General features: G+C 49.9%; 15 protein-coding genes. 9 read left to right on the top strand and 6 right to left on the bottom strand.

Going from position 1 to position 16,129, the window contains the following annotated elements; translation table 11 throughout:
- Window positions 1–22: 22 nt before the first annotated feature.
- On the bottom strand, window positions 23–613 hold the full coding sequence (locus tag G499_RS0108485) for a cadmium resistance transporter (RefSeq protein WP_026999588.1): 591 nt from the start codon (window positions 611–613) through the stop codon (window positions 23–25).
- A 185-nt stretch (window positions 614–798) separates the two neighbouring features.
- Here G499_RS0108485 and G499_RS19270 point away from each other — a divergent pair, with 185 nt between their 5' ends.
- From G499_RS19270 to G499_RS19265, 4 genes are all read left to right on the top strand, one after another.
- Window positions 799–3,795: an amidohydrolase family protein gene (locus G499_RS19270; protein WP_051296104.1), complete on the top strand. Its 2,997-nt coding sequence runs from the start codon at window positions 799–801 to the stop codon at window positions 3,793–3,795.
- Window positions 3,796–4,082: 287 nt separating this feature from the next.
- Window positions 4,083–5,369, top strand: coding sequence for an amidohydrolase family protein (locus G499_RS0108475; protein ID WP_035726945.1), 1,287 nt, complete (start codon window positions 4,083–4,085; stop codon window positions 5,367–5,369).
- Window positions 5,370–6,092: 723 nt separating this feature from the next.
- On the top strand, window positions 6,093–6,281 hold the full coding sequence (locus G499_RS22000; protein WP_051296103.1) for a hypothetical protein: 189 nt from the start codon (window positions 6,093–6,095) through the stop codon (window positions 6,279–6,281).
- Complete coding sequence (locus tag G499_RS19265; protein WP_051296102.1) at window positions 6,262–6,582, top strand: leucine-rich repeat domain-containing protein; 321 nt, start codon at window positions 6,262–6,264, stop codon at window positions 6,580–6,582. Before G499_RS22000 ends, G499_RS19265 begins: the two co-directional genes overlap by 20 nt.
- Window positions 6,583–6,602: 20 nt before the next feature.
- Here the strand turns inward: G499_RS19265 and G499_RS0108465 are convergent, their stop codons facing one another.
- The 3 genes from G499_RS0108465 to G499_RS0108455 all read right to left on the bottom strand — a co-directional run bounded on the left by G499_RS0108465 (window position 6,603) and on the right by G499_RS0108455 (window position 8,821).
- Complete coding sequence (locus G499_RS0108465) at window positions 6,603–7,811, bottom strand: hypothetical protein (RefSeq protein ID WP_154658376.1); 1,209 nt, start codon at window positions 7,809–7,811, stop codon at window positions 6,603–6,605.
- Between the two features lie 56 nt (window positions 7,812–7,867).
- A complete protein-coding gene (locus G499_RS0108460; protein WP_035726942.1) occupies window positions 7,868–8,455 on the bottom strand; it encodes a rhomboid family intramembrane serine protease in 588 nt (195 codons plus the stop codon).
- 102 nt (window positions 8,456–8,557) lie between these two features.
- Window positions 8,558–8,821, bottom strand: a complete 264-nt coding sequence (locus tag G499_RS0108455) for a hypothetical protein (RefSeq protein ID WP_035726941.1) — start codon at window positions 8,819–8,821, stop codon at window positions 8,558–8,560.
- A 528-nt stretch (window positions 8,822–9,349) separates the two neighbouring features.
- Between G499_RS0108455 and G499_RS0108445 the strand changes: the two genes are divergently transcribed.
- From G499_RS0108445 to G499_RS0108425, 5 genes are all read left to right on the top strand, one after another.
- Entirely contained in the window at window positions 9,350–10,132 is a 783-nt protein-coding gene (locus G499_RS0108445) for an SDR family oxidoreductase (protein WP_026999582.1), read from the top strand.
- A gap of 66 nt (window positions 10,133–10,198) precedes the next feature.
- Window positions 10,199–10,849 carry a leucine-rich repeat domain-containing protein gene (locus tag G499_RS0108440; RefSeq protein ID WP_026999581.1) on the top strand — a complete coding sequence of 217 codons (651 nt, stop codon included), beginning with the start codon at window positions 10,199–10,201 and terminating at the stop codon, window positions 10,847–10,849.
- Window positions 10,850–10,860: 11 nt separating this feature from the next.
- Window positions 10,861–11,301, top strand: a complete 441-nt coding sequence (locus G499_RS0108435) for a hypothetical protein (protein WP_026999580.1) — start codon at window positions 10,861–10,863, stop codon at window positions 11,299–11,301.
- Between the two features lie 51 nt (window positions 11,302–11,352).
- Window positions 11,353–12,894, top strand: coding sequence for a sensor histidine kinase (locus G499_RS21070; protein ID WP_051296101.1), 1,542 nt, complete (start codon window positions 11,353–11,355; stop codon window positions 12,892–12,894).
- On the top strand, window positions 12,887–13,570 hold the full coding sequence (locus G499_RS0108425; RefSeq protein WP_026999579.1) for a response regulator transcription factor: 684 nt from the start codon (window positions 12,887–12,889) through the stop codon (window positions 13,568–13,570). The genes G499_RS21070 and G499_RS0108425 overlap by 8 nt, the downstream gene beginning before the upstream one ends.
- A gap of 390 nt (window positions 13,571–13,960) precedes the next feature.
- Here G499_RS0108425 and G499_RS0108410 read toward each other — a convergent pair whose 3' ends face one another.
- Both G499_RS0108410 and kynU read right to left on the bottom strand, forming a co-directional pair.
- Window positions 13,961–14,467, bottom strand: coding sequence for an acyl-CoA thioesterase (locus G499_RS0108410; RefSeq protein WP_026999577.1), 507 nt, complete (start codon window positions 14,465–14,467; stop codon window positions 13,961–13,963).
- A 203-nt stretch (window positions 14,468–14,670) separates the two neighbouring features.
- Window positions 14,671–15,978, bottom strand: coding sequence for a kynureninase (gene kynU / locus G499_RS0108405; RefSeq protein ID WP_026999576.1), 1,308 nt, complete (start codon window positions 15,976–15,978; stop codon window positions 14,671–14,673).
- Between the last annotated feature and the right edge of the window lie 151 nt (window positions 15,979–16,129).

Here is a 16,129-nt window from a genome sequence, read left to right as displayed (position 1 = left end):
CTGAGCGCGACCTAAGCAACTGCTAAAACCAAAACCCCAGCGATCCGTGCTCATACAAAATACATAACCCAAGCACCATCAAGACGGGAGGCGTGAGGAGGTGGCCGTATTTTTCGACTACCTTGGCAACGTTGGGGTGTCGGGTAAAGTATTGAGCCAACATACACCACAACAAGGTCATCAGTAAGAAAACCCCAATCATCAGGCCGATAGCCCACCAAGACAGGGCCGTAAAGGTGGGTAGGTAAATCCCGATGTTGTCGCCTCCATTGGCGATGGTTACACCGGCCACACTCAAGATGTTAGCTCCTTGAGGCAAGCTGGCCTCTGGATGCTCTTCGCCCTCTGTTGAGGGATGAAAAATAGCCCAAAGCGCCCTCAAACCCAAAAATAGAGGCACTAAGCCCAGCAAACCGATATAGGCAGGGGCAATCAATACCCCAACCAAGGCTCCTAGCAAGCTCAAGGCAATCAGGCAGCTCATCCCAAGCAACTGCCCACTGATGATTTCTAGATTGCCAAACTTCTTGTTGCCATAGAAAAGTGTCAACACCAGTAAGTCATCGATGTTGGTCGAGGTGAAAAGCAGGATGCTCGTTAGCAGGAGGTCCATAATACAGGGTTAATACCCAAAAGTAGGCATTCTACTTAACCTTACAAAATGGGTTTTTGGCTTTTCAAACCTGCTTTTGGGCGTGTAGAGTTGTAGGCTGCGGTTTTTTTCGCATCTTTGTAAGAACGCTTTTATGTAAATTTTACCTTAGCACATCTTCCAATATGCAACAATGTTACAAATTTATGACCACAAAGCTACTGGCTTTGTGGCTGCTGCTGGGGGGTATGGCTGTCTATGCGCAGGGGACTTTCCCCACCAATGGCGTAGGCGATATCCGCAGTGGTTATTTTGCACTTACGGGGCTTACCATCGTGGTAGAGTCCGGAAACACCATTCAAAACGGGACGCTTGTCATCCGTGAGGGGCGTGTAGTTTCGGCAAGCGCGGGCAATAATGTCCCCGCCGGAGCGACAGAGATTCCCCTGCCGGGTAAGTATGTGTACCCTGCTTTTGTAGACCCATACAGCAACTACGGGATGCCCGAAGTGAAGCGTGGCGGCGGCGGGTGGTCCAACCCTCAGCTTGACTCCAAAACCGATGGTCCTTATGCTTGGAACCAAGCCCTGCGCCCCGAAACTCAAGCACAAGGTATTTTTAAGTACAACAGTAAGGCCGCTGAGACGCTGCGCAAGGCCGGATTTGGGGCTGTACTCAGCCATCACGCCGACGGCATTGCCCGAGGCACAGGCACGCTAGTACTCCTACACGGTGAGCGCGAAAACCAAATGTTTGTCTTGGGGCAGGCTACCCAACATTTTTCTTTCGACAAGGGCAGCTCTACGCAGTCGTACCCTACCTCGCTGATGGGTTCGATTGCGCTCCTGCGTCAGACCTACCTCGATGCCGATTGGTATGCCAAAAATACCGACAAACGGGAGTTTAACCTCAGCCTAGAGGCCTGGAACCAGCAAAAAGCCCTGCCTGCTATTTTTGAGGTTTCGGACTGGCAAAACGCCCTCCGTGCCGATAAAATCGGGGATGAGTTTGGCGTACAGTACCTCATCAAAGGCGCGGGCGACGAGTACCAGCGTATCGCCGAAATCAAGGCCACAGGCGCTAGCTTTATCCTCCCGCTCGACTTCCCCGAGGCCTATGACGTTACCGACCCGCTCGACGCGCAGATGATTACCCTCGCCCAACTCAAACATTGGGAGATGGCTCCGGCCAATGCCGCACGCCTGCATCAGGCCGGTATCAACTTTGCCTTTACAGCGAATGGGATGAAAAACCCACAGGACTTCCTCAAGAACCTCCGCAAGGCGGTACAGTATGGGCTGGATAAGAACACCGCCCTCAAGGCCGTTACCCAAAATCCGGCTGCTTTCTTGCGTGTAGCCGACAAAGTCGGTACGCTGCGCAATGGGGCAATGGCCAACTTCATCATCACCTCCGGCGATTTGTTTGAAGAAGCAACCAATATCCTCGAAAACTGGAACAACGGCCACCGAATGGTGGTACTGGAGATTCCCGCTCGCGATATTCGCGGACAGTATACCCTAGCCATCAACGGGGAGCCAAACTATGAGCTGAACATCGAAGGTACGATGGAAAAGCCTAGCTTCAGCATCAAAAAAGTAGGATTGGATGATAAAATCACTACTAGTGGTACTCTGAATAATCAACTGCTCACTATCAGTGCTGCTCTCAATAGTGACGGCCAAGTGCGGCTATCTGGCTGGGTAGATCAAAATACCCTCAAAGGGGTAGGGGAGGCTGAAAATGGCACTAGCTTGACTTGGCTGGCCACCCGCAAAGGCGAGCACAGCGCTAGCAGCGAAAGCAAGACCACTGAGCTACCTACCTTGGGTAAGGTCAATTATCCTTTTGGGGCTTATGGTAGCGAAACCCTGCCACAACAGCAGACCTTGCTTATCAAGAATGTAACTGTCTGGACAAACGAGGCCGATGGTGTACTCCAAAATACAGATGTGCTTATCAAAAACGGCAAAATCAGCCGTGTAGGCAAAGACCTTAACGACGGCGGCGCTATCGTGATTGACGGAACGGGCAAGCACCTGACGCCGGGCATCATCGATGAGCATTCCCATATCGGCATCAGCCAAGGGGTAAACGAAGCTGGCCTGACAAGCAGTGCCGAGGTGCGCATCGGAGATGTGCTCGATAGCCAAGACATCGACATCTACCGCCAACTGGCCGGAGGGGTTACGAGCTCACAATTGCTGCATGGTTCGGCCAATGTCATTGGCGGGCAGTCTGCCTTAATTAAGCTCAAGTGGGGCGAAGCACCCGAAAAGCTCAAGTTTCCCAATGCGCCGGGCTTTATCAAGTTTGCGCTGGGTGAGAACGTAAAGCAGGCCAACTGGGGCGACAATATGCGCGTGCGCTATCCCCAAACCCGTATGGGGGTAGAGCAGGTACTCAACGATGCCTTTACCCGTGCGCTGGAGTATGAGCAAGCCAAAGGCAACAAACGCCGAGACCTCAACCTCGAAACCGTACTCGAAATCGTCAAGAGTCAGCGCTTTATCACCTGCCACTCTTACGTACAGTCCGAAATCAATATGCTGATGAAGGTGGCCGAAAGCTTTAAGTTTAAGGTCAATACCTTTACCCACATCCTCGAAGGCTACAAACTGGCCGACAAGATGAAAGAGCACGGCGTGTTGGGGGCTTCTACCTTTGCGGATTGGTGGGCCTATAAAATGGAAGTAAAGGATGCTATCCCTTACAATGCAGCCCTGATGACTCAAATGGGGGTCAATACGGCCATCAACTCCGACGATGCCGAAATGGGCCGCCGTCTCAACCAAGAGGCCGCCAAGGCCGTGATGTATGGTGGCTTGTCAGAAGAAGAAGCGCTCAAAACCGTAACGCTCAACCCGGCTATTATGCTGCGTGTAGCCGACCGAGTGGGCAGTATCAAGGTGGGCAAAGATGCAGATGTGGTGCTCTGGACAGACAACCCGCTGTCTATTTATGCCTCTGTGAACAAGACCATCATCGATGGAACGGTATACTTTGATGCAGACACCGAGCCGGCCAAACAAGCCGCTATGCGCGAAGAAAAAGCCCGACTGATTCAGAAAATGCTCGAAGCCAAACAAGGTGGCGCGCCTACCCGCAAGGCAGACAAATCTGAAAAAATACGCTGGCACTGTGATGACATCACCGACCACTTCAGCGGAGAGGTCTTTCACTTGGATGAAAGAACGCATTGATAAATAGGCTGCCCAAGAGCTAAGGGGGGCGTGCAGCGCCCTGCTGAGCGCAAAGCTATGCAGGCGAAAGCGGCTTAGACATCCGAGCGCGAGAGCGCGAAGGATGCGAGCGTAGCTCTGAGCCAAGTTTGCCGCAAGCTACTGGTGAAAGCCCGACCCCTGCGCCCTCAGTATGTGGGAAATAGCCCACAACGTTTGGCGCGGGAGGGAAGCCTCCAAAACGCGGAAAGCCTTGGCGGCCTCTTGTTGTTGAGTAGTTGAAAATAGATTGTAAAAAAAATTATGTTATGATAAAGTACCGCTTTTATACCCTGCTGTCGGCGCTATGTTTGTGCTCGGCGGCGCTTTTGGGGCAGAACCCTAGCCCTGCCGACCCACAAACGAAGCCTATTGTTATTAAAGGGGCTACGCTACACATAGGCGACGGGCAGGTGCTCGAAAATACAGCCATCCGCTTTGAGAACGGCCTCATCACGGGCATTGGCGCGGAGGCTGCCGAAGCCGGAGCAGAGGTGATTGACGCTACCGGGCAACACGTGTACCCGGGCTTGATTTTGCCCAACAATATCTTGGGACTTTCAGAAGTGGGCGCTGTGCGTGCTACCCACGACTATGCAGAGGTGGGCGACTTGACTCCCAACGTACGCGCTTTGATTGCCTACAATACGGACTCTGAAATCATCCCGACGATGCGTGCCAACGGCATCTTGTTGGTACAAACTACGCCCAAAGGTGGAACGCTATCGGGCAGTTCGTCGGTGATGATGCTCGACGGCTGGAACTGGGAAGATGCCGCGCTGCACATAGACGACGGCCACCACCTGCGCTGGATGTCGCAGTTTCAGTGGTCGTGGGAGCAGCGCAAGATGGTCAAAAACGAAGGACGTGTGCAGCAAATTGCAGAGCTAGAGCTGTTTTTTGGCGAAGCCCAGCAGTATTTTAAGGCCAAACCTGCCACCAAAAACCTGAAAATGGAAGCGATGCGCGGCGTGTTTGAGGGCACACAAAATCTCTACATCCACGCCAATACGGCCAAGGAAATGATAGAGGCGGTCTTGTTTGCCAAGAAGTTCGGCATTGCCAAGATTGTGTTGGTAGGCGCTGCGGATGCACACCTGATTGTCGACTTCTTGAAGGAACACCAGCTCCCTGTGATTCTCAATCGCCTGCATCGCCTGCCCATTCGAGATGAAGAGGGGGTGTTTGTGCCTTATCAGCTCCCCAAAATCTTGCACGAGGCAGGCATCAAAGTAGCCCTAGCCTATGACGACCGCGAGCCGATGGGCGCACGCAATCTGCCCTTTCAGGCCGGTACGGCAGTGGCATATGGCCTTGACAAAGAGGCAGCCTTACAGATGGTTACGGCCAACGCTGCCGAGATCTTGGGGGTGAGTGCATTTGTCGGCACGCTGGCCAAGGGCAAGCAAGCCACGTTGGTGGTGTCGGGCGGAGACCTACTCGATATGCGCAGCAACCGCGTTACACACGCCTTTATCCAAGGGCGGAATATCGACCTCGATACCCGCCACAAGCGCCTCTACAATATGTACAAGACCAAGTACGGCGTAGAGTAAAGCAGCCCGTCCTCAACACCCTACACCAATATCGCTTGCGAGCGGTATTGGTGTTTTTTCTTGAGGGGTGCTTTATGATTACACCACTGGGCATTTTTCAAATCCCACAACTAAAACTGTGGGCTAAGTCTTATTTTAATTCCTGATTTCGACACCTACTATTTAACCGCAAAGGACACAAAGTATGCGCAAAGAGCGCAAAGGAGTGCTCATATTTCGTGTTTTTTAGAAAGTGTCTATTGGCGGGTTTTATGGTTATATTTGTGTGGTGTGCTAAGAGCATACTGACGATTGGCGATTTCGTTGGGGCTTGCCCTTCGGGCCGGGCTGCACCGCTGTACTCCGCGCACTTCGTGCTTGCGGGGTACTGCTGGTGCATCCCTAAGCCGCGTACGCACGCATAGGGTACGTGTAACTATTTAGGTGGTATTATTTGCCGTAAATCTCTTATTATCAACTAGTTATTTTTTTTGTATAGTTCAGCCTTAAATAAGATTATTTTATAAATCACTGATTATCAAGTAGCTGTATTTTTACTAAATTCCTAGGGTTGAAACCCATTCTCTTGCAAGTATCTAATAATCAAGTATTTGAATCTCCTAAATAGCTACGGGTACGTAACCAACCCAACGCCTTCATCTTATACTCCATAGCTCATACTTCATACTCCTTGTAGAAAGACACCAATCCAACCAACACAAACCCCTAATTTTGAATATCCTTATGACTCCCGAACTCCAAAAAATCAGTTTACTCCTCGAAAGCGACGACCGCGCCAATGTACGCCTTGCGTTGCAATTGGCACAAAGCTGCCCCGCCGAATTTGAGGCACATTATGGCATCACCCTCGAAGACCTCCGCATCATCACAGCTGCCCGAAATAGAAAACCCTTTGATACTCACAGGGCTTGATTTATATGATGAAAACTTGACTGCGCTACCGCCTCAGATAGGGGTCTTGAAAAAGCTTGAGAAATTAAGCTTACGCTGGAATAAACTCCAAACCCTGCCTCCTGAGTTAGATCCGCTCACTAATTTGGAAAGATTATGGCTAAAAAATAACCAACTCCAAACCTTGCCTGATACGCTTCTGGATATTCCGAATGTGCGGGTTTATGTGTTGTGTAACCCTGATTTGCAGGTTTCGGATGCGCTTCGGGAGAGTGGGAAATTTGTTTTGGGTAACACCCAAAGGGTTCTGAAAATCGTATAGAAGGCTATCGATATGCAGGGTTATCCTACCTCTTTTTTGAACAAGTAGATAAGCTCTCCTAGCTGAATGAGTTGATTTTGGGAAAACTCTTGTTTTTGCTGTCCTTTTTCGCAGAGGCTTATCAGTTGACGCAAATCAGTTTCAGGAAACTGTGGAAGGCGTGCAGCTAAGGTCTGGTGTAGTTGGGTGGGTGAGAGTTCTTGGGTGGGGATATGTAGTTTGTGGCGTAGGTATTCTAAAAAATAGTGTACTTTTTTTTGGGCCATCTTGCTATGGTCTCTGTAGTGATAGTATAGGGAGCCAACGCTTTTGACAAAATTGAGGTTGCTGTTTGTGGGCGCTTCTATTAGGGGTACAATTCTTTGTCTGCGTCGGCTTTCAAACAACAGGTAGCAGGCAGCAGTCAGGAGGCAAAGATAGGCAGCAAAACGTAGGGGTTTGTGTGCCCATACCACACTCCAGATAGAGCCTTGTGTTTCTTGGGTGTAACTTTTGTATGTCTCCCATACAAAATATTCTCTGTTGGGCAAGTGTGTGAGGATTGTTTCTGCCACGAGCCTAGTATTGGGCTGTAGCAGGTAGTAGTTAGCCACTAGTTTGGGCGAAGCACCAATCAACCAGCCACCTTTGGCGAGCGTTTTTGTGGTGCTGGCCAGAAGCAGTTGTTGCTTATTGTCATAGAGAAGCGGATACACCTCGGCATCAAAGCCTGAAGGGAGTAGGTAGTTAGTGGTATATGTGTTTTGACGGGGTGCTGAGGCATCATAATAGGCTGTTGTTTGCCCTAGGGTCAGCTCTTGTGGATTGTTATTGACATAGTATGTGCTTTGTATTTGTAGCAATTGTTCTAGTTCGGGGTTCAGCTTTTCGCTCATAATCCAAACTACACCACCTTTGGCTACAAAATCCTGTAAAAAGCTCATATAACTCCCTCTTATATTGCTTTTTGGGGAGACAATACAGTACACTGTTCGTGGAGCCTGCGCTAGGTAGTCTTTATGCTTTTGGTCTATGAAAATATTCTGTGTGTTGCGTGTAATCGTACTACCCGGAAAGATTTGGGGGATACTCTGATACAAAATATAAGTACCATATGGGTCTTTTTTATCGGTCTGATAATGCCCTTCCCAATTGACATTGTCGTACTCTTTGTTCATAAAAACAATCACCAGCAAGGCAACCAAGGTCAAGAATAACAATGCAAAAAGCACTAGTCTATTTTGTCTCATAATCGAAAAGACATACATACAGGTTTGGGCGGAGATTATAGCCTATAAGCAGTAGCTTAGGCAGTTTCTTTGGGTCGGATACCAAAGATGTATCCAAATACTGCACCACTAATGCCACCTAAGATGTGGGCAAACTCTGAGGTGTTGTTTTCTACAAACATCGTATTATAGATTTCTTTGCCTAAAAACAGGCCAGCAATCAAGAGGAAGGTCAGGGGGATAGTTCCGGCGCGCATATTGGTAAAAGAAGCCAATAAAATCATCATAAATACAATACCGCTGGCTCCCAAGAGGGCACTACTAAAGAGGCTGGCATTGAGTATACCGGTAATGAACGCAGTCAAGAAGCTCATCCACAGCAATTTATCAGACCCGTACTTCTCTTCTAGGATGGGCCCCAGCAGCAAGATAAAGGTAAAGTTCCCGAGCAAGTGATTGAAGTCGGCGTGCCCCAAGGCGTGCGAAAAAAGCCGCCAATAGGCCAGCGGATTGGTCAATGACATCGGCGCAGTGCCGAAAGGGTAGACCGTAAAAAAGTTTTGTGTAATGACCAGATTGTTTAACAATAAAAAATCGATAGAGGTGATAACCAAACACACCAAGGTATAGGTCAATACAAAGGGGGCGTTGTAAGTAATTCTCATATAGGTGATTATGAGGGTAGATAAGGTGAGTAGTCAATAATAAGGCTGACTAAAATACTGCATAAAATCGGCTTCGCAAAACATTGGCTTGCTTTTGTATCATCAGCGAAGCCGGCAGCTACCCAGATGACTAGGTTCGATGCCGTCTACAGACAGTATTTGGTCTAGTCTAAGTTTTTGGCCATTGCGCAGCAACAAAAACTCTTCGTGGTTTTGGGTATAAACATCCTCAATATAGCTGCGAAGCTCCCGCTGGCTTCCGTCGAAATCTTGAATGACCAAATGACAAGTCAATACCCGCGTTGCACGGTCTAGCAGGATGTCATAAAAGTTGCAGTCTATGGGATGGTATGGTTGGGGTATCATTGGTAACATCAGCCCTGTATGATAAAGAGACCTTGTATAGCGCTAAACAAGTACCATACAAAGGATGTTCCCAAATAGGGTTTTTGCCTCAAAATTAGGTCGGTTTTTATGGCATTGGGCACGCCACTGGACATTTTTCAAACCCCACAATTAAAACTGTGAGCTAAGTCTCATTGCCCCTCCCCAAATGAGGCCTCAGCTTGTCTCGGAGCTGAGCTCCAAGCTGCTTTTCTAAAATATCCAGTGGTGTGGTACATCTTTTAGCGAGTGCTACTATTAGCTATTTTCGAAAATATAGACAACAAAAGAAAAATCTAGAGCGGTGTGTTTTTTTATACCCAACCCAAATTGGTTTGGAAAATGTGTGCGCCGAGAATTCTTGAGAATCAAGAAAATCAAATCCTGTAAATCCTCAAATCTTGGTATAAATCGCCAATAACAGAGACTCTGGTGTGTGAAGACCATGGTTTTTGGCCAAAAAGATGTATACTTGTAAACCAACCCAACAAACACCAACCTACTACTGATATGTTTGCTACTGCTGTATTTTCTGGAAAAACGGCTCTCGTAACTGGCGGCGGGAGCGGCATTGGCAAGGCCATCGCCACACAATTGCTTCAGAACGGGGCAACGGTCTGGATTTGTGGCCGCAATGAGGCGCGCCTCCAAAGTGCCACAGAGGAGTTGTCTGTTTTTGGGCAGTGCCAATGGGCAGTGGCCGACATCCGCCAGCCGGAGGCGCTCCTCCAATTGGCCGACCGCATAGCCGCCCAAGGACAAGGGCTAGACCTATTGGTCAACAATGCCGGAGGGCAGTTTCTGGCTCCTGCTGAGCGGATTCCCTACAAAGGCTGGCTAGCAGTGATTGAAAACAACCTTCACGGTACTTGGCTGACAACCACTACTATGGCGCAGCGCTTTTTTATCCCACAGCGCCAAGGGGTAGTGGTCAATATTATTGCCAATATGTTTCGGGGCTTTCCCGGAATGGCACACACAGGCGCAGCAAGGGCAGGCGTAGACAACCTCACCAAAACCTTGGCCGTGGAATGGTCGGTATACAATATCCGTGTCAATGCCGTAGCGCCGGGCATCATTCAGACCTCGGGGCTGGAGACGTACCCGCCTGAGGTTCAACAAATGCTCAACCGCGCGCCCAAAACGATTCCAGCCAAAAGACTAGGAACAGCCGACGAAGTAGCCCATAGCGTCTTGTTTTTGGCCAGCCCATTTGCCGAATATATCACCGGAGAAACACTGTATGTAGATGGTGGACAGAGGCTTTGGGGGGATATGTGGGACTTAAATTGACAGACTACCACATCTCCGAAGATGGAGCTTTGGGCTACATAGAGCGCAACCCAAATATGAGAAACTATGAACCGATTTTTGTTTTTGATATTGCCGATGACTATCGGCTTTTTGCAAGCACAGACTCAAAATACAACGCCTTGGGAGCAACTCAACCAAGAGCTGGAGCTATTGCCTTTAGATACCCTCTTGCCCGAGACAGCCGTTGAGCGCGCGACGCTTAGTCGCCTTATCCTCAAGACAGAAGAGGGGAGCGAAAGCCGCCGCATACCTGTCCCCGAAGCCCTCTGCGACTGTGAGTCCTTGTTGGAGTTACAGCTGATAGACTATGATTTTGCTCAAATGCCTCCTTGTTTAGAGCGCCTTACGAAGCTGCGTAAGTTGTCGCTCAAGGGGTATGGCCTACAGGTGTTCCCTCCTTGGATACTGTCGGCCAAAGAGTTGGTAATATTGGACTTGTGGGCTACATTCAATAGTTATATTACCCAAAAACAAGCGCACGTATTCAATAGCCTTCCCGAAAATATCACGAGTCTAAGCCGGCTTTCCTATCTTGAGTTGGGCGAAAACCCCGTCAGCGCCTTACCCAAAGACCTCCGCCCTTGGATGATGGTATCATATATCGGGATAGGCGCTACGCGCATTCCTAGCGATGCCAAGGAGATGAAGCGCATTCGAAAACAACTACCCAATACAGCGTTTTTCAGCAAACAATAACCCTTTTGACGATGTCTACCAATATACCTACTGCCAAATATTTTGTACGCCGTCCTTCGGGCTATATGCCACATTTCTTGTGGGCGTTGGGTCTTGCGATAGCGTTGTTTGTACACTATTCGGAGCAACCCTCGTGGTCGATGTATGATGTAGTTGCTTGGGCTTTGTTGTTTTGGGCCTTGCTGACGGGGTTTTACCATTGGCGTACCCCTTTTGCCTATATCGATGAAGAAGCGCTCACGGTCAGGAGGGGCTTGCTCTCACACCAACGCCTGCCCTTGCGCAGCCTCCAGCAGATGCATATCTTAAATGCCGACAAAATCCGCCTACGATATACCAATGGAGCACAGGTATACCTGCCCATTACGATGTTGCACCCTCGCGAGCGCAAGCACTTTATCAAGCTCATCTCTCTGATTATCAATCAAAATAGGTATGTGGGAGAAGCTTAAACAAAGCTTAAAATCCGGCACAATTACTGCCTATTTGCTACCTTTGTCCTGATGCGTATCTTTAGGTTTCGGTCTAAGCCTGTTACGGCTTATCATCTCATTATTTATCTCATTGCCTTTCCTGCCGGACTGATTGTAGGGTTGGAGGTGGCTACTATTATCAACTTGGTAGAAGACAAACGGGCTATCTTTGAGGCCTCCGTAGCTAGGGGGGTAGAGTCCGCCCAACAGCAATACCAACGCTGGAGCAGCCACACCTCTACTGTAGAAGACCAAGAAAGCTATAACCTGCTGTATACCAGTGCCGACAGTAATTTTGTATTGATGGTGGCACAAAGCGCCCAAGTCTATCCACTACTCGACTTCCAACCTGATACGCTTTTGCCCAAACAGCGGCTGCAGCAGTTTTTGAGCTTCAAAGATACCCTAGAGGCTACCCGCCCTAGGCGACACCCCAACCTCAAGGAGTTCTACCTTTTTCGCAGCATTCAGATGTGCGCCCAATGTGAGCGCGATATTCAGAGTGTAGCCCAGATATTCCCCCTAGACTCATTGTTGCGACAACATATCGCCCCAGCCGACGACCTAGCGCTGGGTTTTTATAACCTAAAAACAGCCAACTATGGCTACCTTAGCCCCGGAGCCGATACCGAGCAACTCAACAAAACCCGCTTTCGATATGCCTTCACCGAAAAAGAAGAACTACGGCTTTATTTCCCTACAGAGCGGCATTGGTTGTTGAGAGCTTTGTTGTTGCCCATCACCACCGCCATTGCCATGGTAGGTATTACGATGTTTTGTTTTTTGTTGGCTTCTAGGTTGGTAATGAAACAACATCGGCTGAGCATACAGAAAAACGATTTTATCAATAATGTAACCCACGAGCTCAAAACACCTATTGCCACCATCACCTTTGCAATTGCCAATATCGAGAATGAGTCAGTAATCCGCCAACCTGACCTTATTCGGCAGTTTACCAAGGTAATCAAGGAAGAAAACAAACGCCTCAATGCCCAAGTCGAAAAAGTATTGCAGGCTGCTGTCAGCGACCGAAAGGCCTTTGAGCTTCAACAAGAGCCAGTAGACCTCCACCAAGTGTTGGACTATTTGGCAGATGCTTATACCCTGAAGATAAGTGACAAAGGCTTGATACACCGACAGTTTGAGGCCCTATCAGCCATTGTAATTGGGGATGTGTTTCACCTTTCTAATGCGCTCTCCAACCTGATAGACAACGCCGTCAAGTATTCTCCCGACAAGCTCGATATCACCCTCAAAACCGAAAGCAGCCCCGTTCATCTTCGGGTTTCGGTCATAGACCAAGGGCTGGGTATCAGCCGCGACAAACAAGCCCTGATTTTTGATAAATTCTACCGCGTGCCTACCGGCAACATACACAATATCAAAGGGTTTGGTCTTGGGCTGAGTTATACCAAGGCCATCGTAGAGCAACATAAGGGCAGCATCGAAGTACGTAGCCGTTTAGGGCGTGGCAGCACCTTTGTACTAACCCTGCCGTTACAAACCCAAGAGCCGCCCTCGGGCGCTTCGGAGCAAAACCAACAACAATCAAAATCAACTACTGATGCATAAGTTACTCCTTGCCGAAGATGATCATAACTTCAGCCTCATGCTCAAAGCTTTTTTGGAAATGAATGGCTTTGTCATTACCCTGTGCCACAATGGGCAAGAGGCGCTGGAGGTGTTGCAAACCCAACGCTTTGATGCCTGTATCTTGGATGTGATGATGCCCAAATTGGATGGCTTTTCGGTAGCCGAAAAGATACAGCAACAATACCGCGAGACCCCTTTTGTATTCTTGACGGCCAAATCCTTGAAAGAAGACCAAATCAAAGGATACCAGCTTGGAGCGGTAGACTATCTGGTCAAGCCTTTTGACCCCGAGATACTGCTGCTTAAGCTGAGAGTGCTGCTACAACAAACTCTCAAAAACACTGTCGATCCCCATACTTTGGGAAGCTTTCGCTTTGACCCTACCAAACGCCTGCTTCACTTAGGCGACAACACCCAAAAGCTCAGCCCCAAAGAAGCCGCCTTGCTGCAACTGCTGCTCGAAAAACAAGGTGAAGTATTGACACACGAAGAGGCCTTGCTCAAAATTTGGAAAAATGATGATTATTTCACCAAGCAAAGTCTCAATGTCTTTATCACCAAACTACGCAAATACTTGGCCGCAGACCCCGCCTACCTCATCGAGATTGAAAACCTACACAGTACTGGCTTTATACTAAAGTGTGTGGGGAAATGATAGGTCTCTGGGTATTTTTGGCAAAAAAATAACCTCCTTGGAAATCAGTTTGGGAGGGGTGTACTCTCAAAACCTTTGCGCATCTGGCAAATTCTACCCTTCTCAATTCCCTTTTTCTCTGCAGTACTCAGTACGGCATACCAATCGTTGTTTTCTTTCCAACTTTGTTCGTACTCCATAATTGCTCGTGTTTGGTACCGAGCAATTTCGCATTCTTGGAATAGTTTGAGAAAAACGCCTTCACAAATGTCTTCAGGCATTGCGCCTACCCATTTGCTCGGTGTTGAGGTAGCTGAGGCCTATCATTTGGGTGTTTTCGGCAGCTAAGAGGTTTATATGGTTTAAAAAGACTACCAACAGGGCGGCTCCTCCGGGGCTTTCATTTATTTTCTACCCCACCAACTCACTCAAAAGGGTTTTGACTACTCGGATGCGGTCTTGGAATTTGGTAGGGTGATAGTCGGCGCCGGGGATGTAGGCACGCTCCAAGAAGGCCACGACTTCCTCGGGGTGGGTGCTTTTTTTGCCTGTTTTGCCATCTATAAATTTGCTGGTGGCCCACAGCACGGCCATTAGTTGTTGCCGGGAGAGGTCGGTCATGAGGTATTCGGTAACGACGGTGTCGTGGTCGTAGAAGATGATGCCGGAGCGGATGGCCACACGCTCGCCCGGAAGTGCTGAGCGCAGATACGAAATCTGATGGTTGTAGATGACCCAACCAGATTGGTATTTCTTGAAAAACGTAACGGGATTGACGCCGTACTTTTCGGGCACTAGGTCTTCGCGGGAGTTGAAGAAGTAGTCAAAGTATTTGGCATTGTTGAGGTGGCCGAGTGGGTCGCAGTCTTGAAAGCGGATGATGGCGGTAGACTCAGGGTATTCTGATAGCATATTCATTCTTTTGTGAGAGGTTAGGGGTGAGTATAAATTATGGAAGTACTACTGTTGGGAGTGCGAAGGATGCGAGCGCAAGCTCTGCGATAGCTCCTCGCGCTTACGCGGGGACTAAAGCCGAAAGCCCGACTCCGCACCCCCTTGGGTCTGTGGTGGAACACAGCCCTCAACGTGCGGCGCGGGGGAAGCCCCAAAAGCGGCGCATACTAGTACAACTTGAGGGCTTGTGAGAGGAGTTGGCCTAGTTGGTAGACCTCCTCGAAGCTATTGTACATCGGTACGGGGGCAAAGCGGATGACATTGGGCTCGCGCCAATCGGGGATGACACCGTGTTGGTGCAGGTAGTCGAAGAGCTGCTTGCCGCGATGGTCTGTCAGGATAGAGAGCTGACAGCCACGGGCTTGTGGGTCGGCGGGGGTGATGATGGTCAGGGCATCGGGTTGGTCGGCGGCGGCCTCCTTGATGACAAACTCAAGGTAGGCCGTCAGTTGGCGGCTTTTGGCAATGAGGGCTTCCATCCCTACTTCGTCGAAGAGCTGAAGGGCGGCTTTGTGGGCGGCCAAGGTCAGGATTTGGCCGTTGCTGAGCTGCCATCCGTCGGCATTGGGGATGGCCTTGAAGCCCTTTTTCATTTCGAAGCGGGTCTTGTCGTCGTAGCCCCACCACCCGGCGAATCGGTGTAGCTCGGTGTTTTGGGCGTGGCGCTGGTGTATGAACACGCCCGACACGCCCCCCGGGCTGGAGTTGAGGTACTTGTAGGTACACCAAGCGGCAAAGTCTACGTCCCAATCATGTAGGGACAGGGCGACGTTTCCGGCGGCGTGGGCAAGGTCAAAGCCGACCACAGCCCCCACTTGGTGGGCGGCCTTGGTGATGGCCTGCATATCAAATAGCTGGCCAGTGTAATAGTTTACCCCACCCAACATCACCAGGGCGAGGCTGTCGCCTTCGGCTTGGATGGCCTGTAAGATGTCTTCGGGGCGGAGGGTATGCTCTCCCGGGCGGGGGCTTAGCTCTACAATGGCGGCATCAGGGCTGTAGCCGTGGTGGCGTACCTGCGACTCTACGGCGTATTGGTCGGAGGGGAAAGCACCGGCCTCCATCATAATTTTGTAGCGCGTAGGGCTGGGGCGGTAGAAGCTGACCATCAGCAGGTGTAGGTTGACGGTGAGGGTGTTCATCAGCGTAACCTCCTCGGGCAGCGCGCCTACAATGCGTGCGGCGGCGGGCTTGAGGGCGTGGTGGTAGTCATACCAACGGGTGTCGCCCACGAAGTGCCCCTCGACCCCTTGGCTGGCCCACTTGTGGAGCACCTCCTGTACGTAGGCGGCGGTTTGTTTGGGCTGTAGGCCAAGGGAGTTGCCGGTATAATAGAGCACAGGACGGCCCTCGGTGCTCTGCGGAAAATGGTAGCGCTCGCGCATTGGGCGGAGCGGATCTTGTGCGTCGGCCTGTTGGGCAAAGGCCAAGCTGTTTTCAAAAGTATGGGGGGGAGTGGTAAGGTTGGTCATCATAGAATCCTAAAAGTAGTGCGACACAGGGTGCAGACTAGGGTGATTTTAAGTTGCAATATAGCAAAAGCTCGTTGTTTTTGGCACAATTCGCCCAGACCAAACAATTTGTGTGTCTTCGTAGGGCACACACCATCACCCCAAACGATACCCC

It is taken from the genome of Eisenibacter elegans DSM 3317, assembly GCF_000430505.1.
GTDB classification, from domain to species: Bacteria; Bacteroidota; Bacteroidia; order Cytophagales; family Microscillaceae; genus Eisenibacter; species Eisenibacter elegans.
This window is presented reverse-complemented; position numbering and strand designations above follow the sequence as displayed.

What these genes read in the sequence shown, in the direction of transcription:
- G499_RS21070 (WP_051296101.1), top strand. Translation starts at nt 11,353, where the DNA reads ATGCGTATCTTTAGGTTTCGGTCTAAGCCTGTTACGGCTTATCATCTC.
- G499_RS22000 (WP_051296103.1), top strand. Translation starts at nt 6,093, where the DNA reads ATGACTCCCGAACTCCAAAAAATCAGTTTACTCCTCGAAAGCGACGAC.
- G499_RS0108455 (WP_035726941.1), bottom strand. Translation starts at nt 8,821, where the DNA reads ATGATACCCCAACCATACCATCCCATAGACTGCAACTTTTATGACATC.
- G499_RS0108425 (WP_026999579.1), top strand. Translation starts at nt 12,887, where the DNA reads ATGCATAAGTTACTCCTTGCCGAAGATGATCATAACTTCAGCCTCATG.
- kynU (WP_026999576.1), bottom strand. Translation starts at nt 15,978, where the DNA reads ATGATGACCAACCTTACCACTCCCCCCCATACTTTTGAAAACAGCTTG.
- G499_RS0108445 (WP_026999582.1), top strand. Translation starts at nt 9,350, where the DNA reads ATGTTTGCTACTGCTGTATTTTCTGGAAAAACGGCTCTCGTAACTGGC.
- G499_RS0108440 (WP_026999581.1), top strand. Translation starts at nt 10,199, where the DNA reads ATGAACCGATTTTTGTTTTTGATATTGCCGATGACTATCGGCTTTTTG.
- G499_RS0108410 (WP_026999577.1), bottom strand. Translation starts at nt 14,467, where the DNA reads ATGAATATGCTATCAGAATACCCTGAGTCTACCGCCATCATCCGCTTT.
- G499_RS19270 (WP_051296104.1), top strand. Translation starts at nt 799, where the DNA reads ATGACCACAAAGCTACTGGCTTTGTGGCTGCTGCTGGGGGGTATGGCT.
- G499_RS0108485 (WP_026999588.1), bottom strand. Translation starts at nt 613, where the DNA reads ATGGACCTCCTGCTAACGAGCATCCTGCTTTTCACCTCGACCAACATC.
- G499_RS0108465 (WP_154658376.1), bottom strand. Translation starts at nt 7,811, where the DNA reads ATGAGACAAAATAGACTAGTGCTTTTTGCATTGTTATTCTTGACCTTG.
- G499_RS0108435 (WP_026999580.1), top strand. Translation starts at nt 10,861, where the DNA reads ATGTCTACCAATATACCTACTGCCAAATATTTTGTACGCCGTCCTTCG.
- G499_RS0108475 (WP_035726945.1), top strand. Translation starts at nt 4,083, where the DNA reads ATGATAAAGTACCGCTTTTATACCCTGCTGTCGGCGCTATGTTTGTGC.
- G499_RS0108460 (WP_035726942.1), bottom strand. Translation starts at nt 8,455, where the DNA reads ATGAGAATTACTTACAACGCCCCCTTTGTATTGACCTATACCTTGGTG.